The following is an 11,962-nucleotide window of genomic DNA, read 5'->3' as shown; positions in this document are numbered from 1 at the left end:
CTGGTGGTTCATGGCAATGTCCATGGCACAGGCCGGTTTGGGTAGCCGGAGGCCAGCGCGCCCGTCAGGTCTGCTCGAACTGCATCTCGGTGCCTGCCAGCTCCAGCTTGTCGCCGTGCTTGAGCGGCACCGGCGACAGCCCGATGGCCGAGCCGTTGAGCAGCGGCATGTCCGGGCCTTCCACATGCGCCAGCACGAAGCCGTGGTGGCGCTTGGTGATGGAGGCCACGGCAACGCCCGGCTTGCCAATGGTGGTCACCACCTTGAGCAGCGAGACCTCGCGCCCTGCGGCTGCGCCGGACATGACCTTGATCACCGCCGTGATCGGTGCGGGTGGCGGGGCACCCGGCAGCCCTGCCGGGCGCGATACGGCGCCCAGCGGCGGCACCATGCCGGGCTTGAAGATCATGGTCTTCTCGAAATTCTCGCCCTCGGCCTCGTGCAGGAAGCGGATCTTGTACTTGCCCACTTCCACCGTATCGCCATTGCGCAGCTCCTGGCGCTTGACGGCCTTGGCATTCACGTAGGTACCGTTGGTGCTGCCCAGGTCCTCGATCTCGACGTCATTCCCGACCATGTGGAAGATCGCGTGCTCGCCGCTCACCGCCAGGTTGTCGATCACGATATCGTTGTACGGCCTGCGTCCAAGGGTGGTGCGGTCCTTGGTCAACTGAACTTCCTTGATGACGACGCCGTCGATCGAAACGATCATTCTGGGCATGATCCACTCCTGATTTGAGATTTGTTATGGGCCGGCACCGTCATGCAGCACCCAGCAGGCGGGACATCAGGCTGCGCTTCTTGCCCCCCGCACCAGCCTGTACCAGCAGTACGCTAACGTTATCACGACCGCCGTGTGCATTGGCGGTATCAATAAGCAATGTGGTTTTTTCCTCCAGCGGGAGGGATGCACGCACCATCTCCGCCAGATCGGCATCGGACACCATGTCCGTGAGCCCGTCCGAGCACATCAGGAACAGGTCGTGCGGCGCCACCTGGAATTCATTGACTTCCATGAGCACATTGGGCTCCACGCCCAGAGCGCGGGTGACCAGGTTGCGGTTCGAGGAGATCGCCGCCTGGTGCGGCGTGAGGATGCCGGCATCCACCTGCTCCTGCAGCCACGAGTGGTCACGCGTGATCTGCTGCAGCACTCCGCCGCGCAGGCGGTAGCAGCGTGAATCGCCGATGTGCCCAAGAATCAGCCGGGATCCCTGGAAGATGCCCGCCACCAGCGTGGTCCCCATGCCGGCGTACTGCGGGTTCGAAAGCGACGCCCCCAAAATGGCATGGTTGGCGTTTTCCACGCAGATTTCCAGCGCTCGGCGCACATCCGTCGCCTGGGGGGTACTGCCGGCCTGGGACAGCCAGCGGGCCATTTCCGTGCGGATGAAGGTGGTGGCCATGCCGCTGGCGACTTCGCCTGCGTTGTAGCCCCCCATGCCATCGGCCAGGATGGCCAGCTGGGCATCCCGGTCGATCGCGACGGCGTCTTCGTTGTTGCTGCGCACCCGCCCCCGATCGGTGCGCGCAAAAAAATCGTAATTCATGGATAAAGCGGCACAGGCCTCATCGGGCGCTGGATGGCGGCAGCGAAGAGTCCCTCTGTGCAGGATATTCCGTCACTGTTTCCTGAAAGTCCGCCATGTCGTTCCGTGTTGCCTTGCGAGCCGCATCATAGACGACTGTCCGCTGGTTTGTGCCGGTTTCAGCGGCTACCAGCGCTGCCAGTGCACGCCGGATCTCGGCCGCAAACTGGCGCCCCGTCTGGTAACGGGCTTCGGGGCGTTTCATCATCGACAGCGCCACCACCTCAGCCACCTCGGCCGACAGCTCGGGCCGCAGCGTGCGCACGTCGGGCGCCGGCACGCTGGCAATCTTATGCATCAGCTCGGGCATGGAGGCTCCGCGCAGCGGCAACGAGCCGGTGAGCATCTGGAACAGCGTCACGCCCAGCGAATACAGGTCCGAGCGCCCGTCCACCTTCTTGCCCGCCAGCTGTTCGGGCGACATGAAGCTCGGTGTGCCCAGTACCAGCCCCGTGCGGGTCTTGCTGGAATCGGTGATGCGCGCAATGCCGAAGTCGGTCACCTTGACCGCATCGGTCGCCGCGTCGAACATGACGTTGGCCGGCTTGATGTCGCGGTGCACCACCTGGTTGGCATGGGCATAGTCGAGCGCCTCGGCCACGCGGGCCGCCACCGACAGCGCCAGCGGCACCGGCAGCAGGTTGCCCTCCTTGCAGAAGGGCGACAGGTCCGTCCCCTTGAGGAACTCCATGGAGATATAGGCCAGGTCGTGCTCCTCGCCCGCATCGAAGATGGTCACGATGTAGGGATGCTGCAGGCGCCCCGCCGTCTCGGCCTCGCGAAAGAAGCGCGCACGGGCGTCGATCAGCCCGTCGCCCTCGAACTCCTGTCCCAGGGCCAGCGTCTTGATGGCCACCATGCGGCCGATCTTCGGATCGCGCCCCAGGTACACCACGCCCATGGAACCCTTGCCGAGCTCCTTGGTGATTTCGTAGCGGCCCAGCATGGGCAGACCGATGGTCGCGTCGCCCGGCAGGCGCGGCGTGGCCGGCACGCTGGGCATGGGCATCGGTGCCGAACTCGGTGGCGGCGCCGTGTCGGGCTGGCCCGAAGCCGACTTGGCCCGGGCGCGCATCTTCCGGTAGCGGGTCTTGGCGTCCTTGTACTGCCTGTCGTGGCGCAGGATGCGCTCGTACACCAGTTTGGCCATGGCGTAGTTGCGCTTGCGCTCGAAATCCTGTGCCAGGTGGTACAGGTTGTCCTTGAGGGCCTCGGTCATCGGCAGGCGGCGAAAGTGCTCGAACGCCTGCTCCAGCTTGCCCTGGCCATGCAGCGCCAAGCCCAGCATGCGCTTGGACTCGGCTGCCTCGGCAGACTTCGTGCGGGAAGAGCCCCCACCACCGCGCAGCTTCAGCGCCAGCATGGCGGCCTGCCCCACGGCCACCACCAGCGCAGCCCCCAGCAGGGAGAAGGAGATCAGCGCGTGCTCCAGTGCCAGCCACTGGGCCCCGGCCAGTGCCAGCAGCAAGGCCATGCTCACGGCCAGGCCGGCCAGTGCACTCACCTGCGGCAACGCCAACGCCAGGTACAGCACTGCCGCCACGATGGCCAGCCATGCCACTGGCAGCTCCCAATCCGGCGCCGTCACGGCATGGCCCTGGCGGATGGTCGACACCATCTGCGCCAGCACCTCCACCGGGTACAGCGACTGGCCGCCCGGCGTTGCCAGGGGCGCCGCCTGTGCGGCCGAAGTGAAACCCACCAGCACGGTCTTGCCCTGGAAGCCGGAGGCGCCCGCCGGAGACAGCACTTGTGCGAACGCGGTCCGGGCAAACACCGGCTGGCCGCTTTCCGGCGCATGGAACAGGGGCCGCAGCACCGACGTACTGTCGGTCGCAATACCCAGGCTGCCCAGGCGCAACCAGGGCGCAGCGGCCTGCAGGCGCAGATCGGACGCGCCCAGTTGCAGGCTGCGCAGCACCGTCAACAGCGCGACCGATGGCACTGCGGCGCTGTCATGCGCCAGCAGCAGAGGCATCTGGCGCAGCACACCGTCGGGGTCAGAGTCCAGCTGCAGGTGGCCAATGGCAGATGCCGCCGCACCCAGGACCGCGGGGGGATGCCGCCCCGAGGCCGCAGGCACGGCATGCTCTCCCGGATTGGCCAGCGCGCTGCGGCGCACATACGGCGGCAGCGGTGTGGCAGGGCCGGTCGCCGCATACTGCGACACCAGCACCACGTTGCCTGCGCGCTGCATGCTCGCAGCCAGCCGCGCATCGCCCGACAGGGCGGCGCTGTCCGCGCCAGGCACGCCAGCCGCCTGTGGCTCGCCAGACACGGCGGGAGCAGGAAGGGGCAAGGGGCGGGCCGGCGTTTCCGGCAGCGGCATGGTGTAGACGATGGCCCGGGCGCCGGCGGCCGTGAGCTGGTCTACGAAACGGGCGTGGACCTCGGGCTGCCAGGGCCAGGGCCCCAGGGTCTTGAAGCTGCGGTCATCGATGCCGACAACCGCCAGGTCTGCAGCGGGCTCGGCCGACGTGCTGCCGACGGCGGCGTCGTACATGGCCAGATCCAGCCGGTGCACCCAGCCCATCGCGCTGGCCACGGCCACCACGACGGCGGCCACCAGTGCGCAGACAAAGCCATCGGTACGCCACCAAACCAGCTGCTGTCCCGATGTTGTTCTGCCCACTTGCAATCGATCCACGGAGGTAATGAGATACCTTTAGAAGCAATTTCCAAGCCCGGCCCCGGGCGGCCCTTGGCGCGCCCCAGACCCCATGGTCGCGGCCCTTGCCTGCCGTTCTTGTCGCTGGCACGCAACGCTCGGCGCTGCAAGTGCCATTTTTGTCAGGTCGAGGCGGCCGCGCGGCTGGCGCGGCGCTGCCAGAGCTTGCCACCGCCCACCACCAGAATGGCGCCCAATGCCGCAGCCACATAGTGCAGCGAAGGATGCGCCGCCACCAGGCCCTGCAGTGCCGTATCGCCAGCGATGGTCTCGCCCGCCACCCAGCCAATGAGGGCCGCGCCCAGCACCACGATCACCGGGAAACGCTCCATCAGCTTGATCATCATCGTGCTGCCGAACACCACCAGCGGAATGCTGATGGCCAGGCCCAGGACCAGCAACAGGGTGCTGCCCTGTGCGGCAGCAGCCACGGCGATCACGTTGTCCAGGCTCATGACCAGATCGGCCACCAGAATGGTACGGACTGCGGCCATCAGGCTCCCATAGGTCTTGGATTCGCCTTCGTCCTCGTCACCATCGCTGAGCAGCTGGAAGCCGATCCACAGCAGCAGGCAGCCGCCCACGATCTGCAGGAAGGACAGGGCCAGCAGCTTGGCTGCCACCACTGTGAGCAGCACGCGCAGCACCACCGCTGCGCCGGAGCCCCAGAACACTGCCTTGCGTTGCTGCTCAGGTGGCAGCGAGCGTGCCGCCAGGGCGATCACCACCGCGTTGTCACCCGAGAGGATGATGTTGATCCAGACGATCTTGATCAGGCCGATCCAGAAGTCGGCACCTTGCAGAAATTCCATTGTCGATGACTCCACTGTTATGAATGCAAGAAGCGCCCGGAACCGGGGTTCCGGGCGCTTCTTTTTTTGGAGCGGCCAGTGTATCGGGCACTTGCGCCCGATGCGTCCGTAATTGTGCTTACGGACGGGTGTGCTTACTTCAGCTGGGCCTTGAGCAGCTTGCCCAGTTCCGAGGGGTTGCGCGTGATGATGAAGCCGGACTCTTCCATGATGGCCAGCTTGGCATCGGCCGTGTCGGCACCACCGGAGATCAGCGCGCCGGCGTGGCCCATGCGCTTGCCGGGAGGCGCCGTCACGCCAGCGATGAAGCCCACGATAGGCTTCTTCATGTTGGCCTTGCACCACTGGGCGGCTTCGGCTTCATCGGGTCCGCCGATTTCGCCGATCATGATCACGGCATCGGTGTCCGGATCGTCGTTGAAAGCCTTCATCACGTCGATGTGCTTCAGGCCATTGATGGGGTCACCACCAATGCCCACGGCGCTCGATTGGCCCAGGCCCACTTCGGTCAGCATGGCCACGGCTTCGTACGTCAGCGTGCCGGAGCGGCTCACGACGCCGATGCGGCCCTTGCGGTGGATGTGGCCGGGCATGATGCCGATCTTGATTTCGTCGGGCGTGATCAGGCCGGGGCAGTTGGGGCCCAGCAGCAGCGTGCGCTTGCCGCCGGCGGCTTCCTTGGCCTTCATCTTGTTGCGCACTTCGAGCATGTCGCGCACCGGGATGCCTTCGGTGATGCAGATGGCCAGGTCCAGGTCGGCCTCGACGGCTTCCCAGATGGCGGCAGCAGCGCCTGCGGGCGGCACGTAGATCACCGACACGGTGGCGCCGGTCTGCGATGCGGCTTCCTTGACGGAGGCGTAGATCGGGATGTTGAAGATCGACTCGCCGGCCTTCTTGGGGTTCACGCCCGCCACGAAGGCGTTCTTGCCGTTCGCGTATTCCTGGCACTTTTCAGTGTGGAACTGGCCGGTCTTGCCCGTGATGCCCTGGGTGATGACCTTGGTGTCTTTGTTGATGTAGATCGACATGTGTGTTCTCCGGGCTTACTTGACGGCAGCAACGATCTTGGTCGCAGCTTCGGCCATGGTGTCTGCGGCGATGATGGGCAGGCCGGACTCGGCCAGCATCTTCTTGCCCAGCTCTTCGTTGGTGCCCTTCATGCGCACGACCAGCGGCACGTTCAGGTTCACGGCCTTGCAGGCCGTGATCACGCCGGTGGCGATGGTGTCGCACTTCATGATGCCGCCGAAGATGTTGACCAGGATGCCTTCGACCTTGGGGTTCTTGAGCATGATCTTGAAGGCTTCGGTGACCTTCTCGGGGGTGGCACCGCCGCCCACGTCCAGGAAGTTGGCCGGCTCGCCGCCGAACAGCTTGATGGTGTCCATGGTGGCCATGGCCAGGCCGGCGCCGTTGACCAGGCAACCGATGTTGCCGTCCAGGCTGATGTAGGCCAGGTCGAACTTGGAGGCTTCCACTTCGGCCGGATCTTCTTCGTCCAGATCGCGGAAGGCCACGATTTCAGGATGGCGGAACAGCGCGTTGGCGTCGAAGTTGAACTTCGCGTCCAGCGCCATCAGGTTGCCCTTGGAGTCGCAGTTCAGCGGGTTGATTTCCACCAGCGACGCATCGGTGTCCATGTAGCACTTGTAGATCTTCGCGAAGATGTCTACGGCCTGGTCGATGGAAGCGCCGGTCAGGCCAATGGCTGCGGCAACCTTCTTGCTTTGCTCGACGGTGATGCCGGTCAGGGGATCGATCATCTCGGTGATGATCTTCTCGGGCGTGGAGTGGGCCACTTCCTCGATGTCCATGCCGCCTTCGCTCGAAGCGATCAGCGCGACCTTCTGCGTGCCGCGGTCGGTGACCAGCGAGACGTACAGTTCGTTCTTGATGTCGGCACCGTCTTCGATGTACAGGCGGCGGACCTTCTGGCCTTCGGGGCCGGTCTGGTGCGTCTTGAGCTGCATGCCCAGAATTTCGCCAGAAATGCGCTTGACGTCGTCAATGGTCTTGGCGACCTTGACGCCGCCGCCCTTGCCACGGCCACCGGCGTGGATCTGGGCCTTGACGACCCACACGGGGCCGCCGAGTTTCTGGGCTGCTTCGACGGCTTCTTGCACCGTGAACGCGGGAATGCCACGCGGAACGGGCACACCAAAATTGCGCAAGATTTCCTTGCCTTGGTATTCGTGAATCTTCATGAGGTCTCTCTCAGGGAAGGGTGGTAGTTACCCGTTTACCATGAACAGTTGTCTGGCCGCGGGCTTGGGACATGGCAACCGGCGACTGTATCATGCTGCGACGCACCATCCCCTGTGCCTAACACGTACAGCATTGGCGTCCATCCATTCTTACCCCCGGCAGTCCACGCTGCCAGACCAGCAGGAGCACCCCATGTCCAGAGTCTTTATCGATGGCGAAGCCGGCACCACGGGCCTGCAGATCCGTGAACGCCTGCAGGCCATGCCCGAGGTCGAGCTGGTCAGCATTGCACCCGAATTGCGCAAGGACCCGGCTGCCAAGCGCGACCTGATCGCGGGCGTGGACCTGGTCGTTCTGTGCCTGCACGACGAAGCCGCGCGCGACACCGTGGCCATGGTGGACGGCATCGAGCAATCCACCGCCCGCAAGATCAGGATCATCGACGCGAGCACCGCGCACCGCACCGCGCCCGGCTGGGTCTTCGGCTTCCCCGAGCTGGCCGCCGGCCAACCCGAGGCCGTGGCCGCCGCGACCCGTGTGGCCAACCCCGGCTGCTATGCCACCGGCGCCATCGCACTGCTGCGCCCCCTGGTCGATGCCGGGCTGGTTCCCGCCGACTTTCCCCTTGCGCTGCCCTCGGTGAGTGGCTATTCGGGTGGCGGGCGCACCATGATCGAGGCCTACCAAAAGGGCGAAGCGCCGCTGTTCGAGCTGTACGCCCTGGGTCTGGCGCACAAGCACCTGCCGGAGATCATGCACTACACCGGCATCACCCGCCGGCCCATCTTCGTGCCCTCGGTGGGCAACTTCGAGCAGGGCATGCTGGTACAACTGCCCCTGCACCTCGATACCCTCCCCGGCGCGCCCAAGGCAAGCGACCTGCACGACGCCCTGGCCGCACACTACGCCAAGAGCAACACCCCCGAGCAGTGGGTCAGCGTGCTGCCCGCCACGGCCGACGGCAAGCTCGATGCCCTGGCGCTCAACAACACCAACAAGCTGGAGTTGCGCGTGTTCGCCAACGAGACCTACCGCCACGCGGTGCTGGTGGCGCGCCTCGACAACCTGGGCAAGGGTGCCAGCGGCGCCGCAGTGCAGAACCTCAAGCTCATGCTGGGTCTGTGATTTTCTGCACGCCGGGCGGGCCAGGCACGGCCCGCGCCATGGCGTGCACGGCACCCCGCCACCCATAATTGCGCCACACCGGGCCCCTGCCCCGGTGAGCGAAAGGGCTGGCATGAAGACATCTCCATGGTGGGTGGCTGCGGCCCTGGTGGCCACACTGGCAGGGCCCGCCTCGGCCCAGACCCGGGTGCCGGCACAGGACATCAAGGGCCTGACCGATCCCGCAGGGCTCAAGCGCTACGCCGGCTCGGTGCTGCTGTACCGCGATGACGCCGCCTACGATGAACTGCGTTTCCCCGCCGCCAAGGTGGTCAGCCAGAGCGACGACAAGCTGGTGGCGCCCCGCAGCCTGGACCGCGCCGGCCAGCGCACCGCGCTGCAGTACGTGGCGCCCGCCGGCCGCTCCTCGCTCGAAGTGTTGCGCGGTTACCAGCAGGAGCTCAAGGCCGCCGGCTTCGAGACCTCCTTCGAATGCGCAGGCGATGCCTGCGGCGGCTCCAACATCTTTGCCCACAGCCTGCCGCGCTCGCTGCTGCCCGGCGGCTGGGCCGGCAAGGTGGGCGACAACAGCCCCGCCGCCTGCGCCTCGGGTACCCTGGCCGACCTGCGCTACGCCCTGCTCGACAACAAGGCCACCGGAGTGGGCATGGCGGTGATGACCTGGAACCCCGACATCACCTCGGCCTACTGCGACGAGAAAGAGTTCCAGAAGCACACCACCATCACCGTGGTACGCGTGGAACCCAAGGCGCGCGAGCAGCAGATGGAAACGCTGTCGTCGAGCGAAATCGCCAAGGGGCTCGATGCCAACGGCAAGGTCGCCATCTACGGCATCCTGTTCGACACCGGCAAGGCGGACATCAAGCCTGACAGCAAGGCCTCGCTGGACCAGATCGGCGCGTTGCTCAAGCAACAGGCCGGCCTGAAGCTCCATGTGGTGGGCCATACCGACAACGCCGGCAACCTGCCTGCCAACATCGACCTGAGCCGCCGCCGCGCCGATGCCGTGGCGGCAGCGCTGGCCAGGGACTACGGCATTGCCCGCGACCGGCTCACCGCCAACGGGGTGGCCAGCCTGGCACCCGTGGCTTCCAACGGGTCCGACGCAGGGCGCGCCAGGAACCGGCGCGTGGAGCTGGTTCTCCAGTAGCGCATCCACTTTGCGCCCCAGGGCTCGCGCCCGACTTCAGACCTCTTCGTCGTCCCCGACACCGCGCACCACCCGGTGCACGACGTCGCCCGAAAAGCCCCGCGCCATCAGGAAGCGCACCTGCTTGGCACGCGCCTGAGGGTCGGCAGCGGGCTCGCCAAAACGGCGGCGCCACACCTCGCGGGCGCGCGCCAGTTCCGTGTCCTGCAATTGCGCCAGGGCCTGCTGCACTACCTCGCCGCCCACGCCCTTGGCCTGCAGCTCCTGGCGGATGCGCGCGGCGCCCATGCGGCCGGCACGCAGGTTCACGACCGAGGCCACCACGCGCTCCTCGCTGATGAAGTCCTTCTCCTCCAGTTCGGCCAGCACCGCATCCAGGTCCTCGCCCTCCTGCACATGCGGGCGCAGCTTGCGCAGCAGTTCGGCGCGTGAATGCTCGCGCTGGCCCAGCAGCCGCAGAGCGCGGCCTTTGAGGGAGAGGGTGCCAAAGCCCATGGGTTTCGATCCGCAGTTGAACGACAAGTGGATGGGACAGCGAAGTCGCAAACGACAACGGCCACCGCTCCATGCAAGAGCGATGGCCGCCATCGTCTGCGGCAGAGGCTGCCTATGACAGCCTTTGCCTGGCGATGCTCAATGCATCACTCTTCGGATGCAGCCGGGGCCGCGGCCTGCAGCGCGTCGGGCAGGAGCGCAATGCCCAGGCCTTCACGCACCTTGTTCTCGATCTCGCGGGCGAGGTCGGGGTTCTCGCGCAAGAACTCGCGCGCGTTGTCACGGCCCTGGCCGATCTTCTCGCCGTTGTAGGCATACCAGGCACCCGACTTCTCGACGATCTTGGCGGTCACGCCCATGTCGATGATCTCGCCCTCGCGGCTGATGCCCTCGCCGAAGAGGATGTCGAACTCGGCCGTCTTGAAAGGCGGGCTCACCTTGTTCTTGACCACCTTGACCTTGGTTTCGTTGCCAATGGCTTCGTCGCCCTTCTTGATGGTGCCGGTGCGGCGGATGTCCAGGCGCACCGAGGCGTAGAACTTGAGCGCATTGCCGCCGGTGGTGGTTTCGGGGCTACCGAACATCACGCCGATCTTCATGCGGATCTGGTTGATGAAGATGACCATGCAATTGGTCTTCTTGATCGTGGCCGTCAGTTTGCGCAGCGCCTGGCTCATCAGGCGGGCCTGCAGGCCGGGCAGGGCATCGCCCATTTCGCCTTCGATTTCGGCCTTGGGCGTGAGTGCGGCGACCGAGTCGATGACGATCAGGTCCACGGCGCCCGAGCGCACCAGGCTGTCCACGATCTCGAGCGCTTGCTCACCGGTGTCGGGCTGGCTGATCAGCAGGTCGGACAACTGCACACCCAGCTTCTGGGCGTACTGCACGTCCAGGGCGTGCTCGGCGTCCACGAAGGCGCAGGTGCCGCCTTGCTTTTGCATCTCGGCAATCACCTGCAGCGTGAGCGTGGTCTTGCCCGAGGATTCCGGGCCGTAGATCTCGACCACCCGGCCACGTGGCAGGCCGCCCACGCCCAGCGCGATGTCCAGGCCCAGCGATCCGGTGGAGACGACCTGGATGTCCTCGATCACCTCGCCTTCGCCCAGGCGCATGATGGTGCCCTTGCCGAATTGCTTCTCGATCTGGGCGAGCGCAGCCGCCAGCGCCTTGGCCTTTTCGGTGTTGACGGGGAGGGCGGGGTTGGTGCCTTTGACTGCGACGTCCATGAGAAAACTCCTTGAGAAACAACAGGTTGGGTGTTTGCACTTCGTCTGCAATTAACTACAGGCTGGATGCTTGAACAGTAGTTTATGCGAGGCATTGAACGGCCGCAACGTGCTATTTGGTCAGTTTGCCTGACAATATAAGCATGCCCGATTCTTCATCCGCCCCACCCCAGGCACCTGCCGACGATGGCTGGCGCCAGACCCACCTGGGCCGCCTGCTCGGCCACGCAATGCGCCGCTTCGATGCCCGGGTGCTGCAGCTCATGGCGCGCAATGTGGAGGTGCCGCTGGCCCTGTCCAACCTGGCGGCACGCGACCAGGTGAGCGCGGCGCACGTGCACATCACGCGCCACTTGGCACTGCAGGGCGACCGCCTGACCGACCTGGCCCAGCGTGCCGGCATGACCAAGCAGGCCATGGCCACCCTGGTGGACCAGTGCGAGGCCTGGGGCCTGGTCACGCGCGAGGCGGACCCGCTGGATGCACGCGCGCGGCGCGTGTGCTTCACGCCCACCGGCCTGGCCTGGCTGCAGGCCTTTCGCGATGCGGTGGCCCAGGCCGAAGCCGAGTTCCGGGCCGAGGTGGGCAGGGACGTGGCCACGGTGGTGGCCATCGGGCTGGAAGCCTACGCCAGTGGCGACACGACGGGTGACGGCGCCAGCCGCAGGGACAGCGCCAGGGGCTGAGGA

At 65.9% G+C, this 11,962-nt stretch carries 11 protein-coding genes; 3 read left to right on the top strand and 8 right to left on the bottom strand.

Going from position 1 to position 11,962, the window contains the following annotated elements; translation table 11 throughout:
- Positions 1–64: 64 nt before the first annotated feature.
- The 6 genes from ASE31_RS06040 to sucC form a co-directional block, all read right to left on the bottom strand.
- Positions 65–721 carry an FHA domain-containing protein gene (locus ASE31_RS06040; RefSeq protein WP_057200612.1) on the bottom strand — a complete coding sequence of 219 codons (657 nt, stop codon included), beginning with the start codon at positions 719–721 and terminating at the stop codon, positions 65–67.
- A gap of 40 nt (positions 722–761) precedes the next feature.
- Complete coding sequence (locus ASE31_RS06035) at positions 762–1,550, bottom strand: Stp1/IreP family PP2C-type Ser/Thr phosphatase (RefSeq protein ID WP_057200611.1); 789 nt, start codon at positions 1,548–1,550, stop codon at positions 762–764.
- A gap of 19 nt (positions 1,551–1,569) precedes the next feature.
- Positions 1,570–4,236 carry a CHASE2 domain-containing serine/threonine-protein kinase gene (locus ASE31_RS06030; RefSeq protein ID WP_235514283.1) on the bottom strand — a complete coding sequence of 889 codons (2,667 nt, stop codon included), beginning with the start codon at positions 4,234–4,236 and terminating at the stop codon, positions 1,570–1,572.
- A 143-nt stretch (positions 4,237–4,379) separates the two neighbouring features.
- Positions 4,380–5,069, bottom strand: a complete 690-nt coding sequence (locus ASE31_RS06025) for a TerC family protein (protein WP_057200609.1) — start codon at positions 5,067–5,069, stop codon at positions 4,380–4,382.
- 134 nt (positions 5,070–5,203) lie between these two features.
- On the bottom strand, positions 5,204–6,100 hold the full coding sequence (gene sucD, locus ASE31_RS06020; RefSeq protein ID WP_010464520.1) for a succinate--CoA ligase subunit alpha: 897 nt from the start codon (positions 6,098–6,100) through the stop codon (positions 5,204–5,206).
- Between the two features lie 15 nt (positions 6,101–6,115).
- Entirely contained in the window at positions 6,116–7,276 is a 1,161-nt protein-coding gene (gene sucC / locus ASE31_RS06015) for an ADP-forming succinate--CoA ligase subunit beta (protein WP_057200608.1), read from the bottom strand.
- A 193-nt stretch (positions 7,277–7,469) separates the two neighbouring features.
- On the opposite strand from sucC, the gene argC reads away from it, so the two are divergent.
- Both argC and ASE31_RS06005 read left to right on the top strand, forming a co-directional pair.
- Entirely contained in the window at positions 7,470–8,402 is a 933-nt protein-coding gene (gene argC, locus ASE31_RS06010; RefSeq protein WP_057200607.1) for an N-acetyl-gamma-glutamyl-phosphate reductase, read from the top strand.
- 112 nt (positions 8,403–8,514) lie between these two features.
- Positions 8,515–9,552, top strand: coding sequence for an OmpA family protein (locus tag ASE31_RS06005; protein ID WP_082604036.1), 1,038 nt, complete (start codon positions 8,515–8,517; stop codon positions 9,550–9,552).
- 36 nt (positions 9,553–9,588) lie between these two features.
- Here ASE31_RS06005 and recX read toward each other — a convergent pair whose 3' ends face one another.
- A complete protein-coding gene (gene recX, locus ASE31_RS06000; protein WP_057200605.1) occupies positions 9,589–10,047 on the bottom strand; it encodes a recombination regulator RecX in 459 nt (152 codons plus the stop codon).
- Between the two features lie 146 nt (positions 10,048–10,193).
- A complete protein-coding gene (recA, locus tag ASE31_RS05995) occupies positions 10,194–11,273 on the bottom strand; it encodes a recombinase RecA (RefSeq protein WP_057200604.1) in 1,080 nt (359 codons plus the stop codon).
- A 143-nt stretch (positions 11,274–11,416) separates the two neighbouring features.
- Between recA and ASE31_RS05990 the strand changes: the two genes are divergently transcribed.
- On the top strand, positions 11,417–11,959 hold the full coding sequence (locus ASE31_RS05990; RefSeq protein ID WP_057200603.1) for a MarR family winged helix-turn-helix transcriptional regulator: 543 nt from the start codon (positions 11,417–11,419) through the stop codon (positions 11,957–11,959).
- Positions 11,960–11,962: the final 3 nt, after the last annotated feature.

This window comes from Acidovorax sp. Root217, from assembly GCF_001428645.1.
Classification (GTDB): Bacteria; Pseudomonadota; Gammaproteobacteria; order Burkholderiales; family Burkholderiaceae_C; genus Acidovorax.
This window is presented reverse-complemented; position numbering and strand designations above follow the sequence as displayed.

Excerpts from the sequence above, each read along its gene's own strand:
- sucC (WP_057200608.1), bottom strand. The coding sequence starts at position 7,276 with ATGAAGATTCACGAATACCAAGGCAAGGAAATCTTGCGCAATTTTGGT.
- ASE31_RS06035 (WP_057200611.1), bottom strand. The coding sequence starts at position 1,550 with ATGAATTACGATTTTTTTGCGCGCACCGATCGGGGGCGGGTGCGCAGC.
- recA (WP_057200604.1), bottom strand. The coding sequence starts at position 11,273 with ATGGACGTCGCAGTCAAAGGCACCAACCCCGCCCTCCCCGTCAACACC.
- ASE31_RS05990 (WP_057200603.1), top strand. The coding sequence starts at position 11,417 with ATGCCCGATTCTTCATCCGCCCCACCCCAGGCACCTGCCGACGATGGC.
- recX (WP_057200605.1), bottom strand. The coding sequence starts at position 10,047 with ATGGGCTTTGGCACCCTCTCCCTCAAAGGCCGCGCTCTGCGGCTGCTG.
- ASE31_RS06025 (WP_057200609.1), bottom strand. The coding sequence starts at position 5,069 with ATGGAATTTCTGCAAGGTGCCGACTTCTGGATCGGCCTGATCAAGATC.
- argC (WP_057200607.1), top strand. The coding sequence starts at position 7,470 with ATGTCCAGAGTCTTTATCGATGGCGAAGCCGGCACCACGGGCCTGCAG.
- ASE31_RS06040 (WP_057200612.1), bottom strand. The coding sequence starts at position 721 with ATGCCCAGAATGATCGTTTCGATCGACGGCGTCGTCATCAAGGAAGTT.
- sucD (WP_010464520.1), bottom strand. The coding sequence starts at position 6,100 with ATGTCGATCTACATCAACAAAGACACCAAGGTCATCACCCAGGGCATC.
- ASE31_RS06005 (WP_082604036.1), top strand. The coding sequence starts at position 8,515 with ATGAAGACATCTCCATGGTGGGTGGCTGCGGCCCTGGTGGCCACACTG.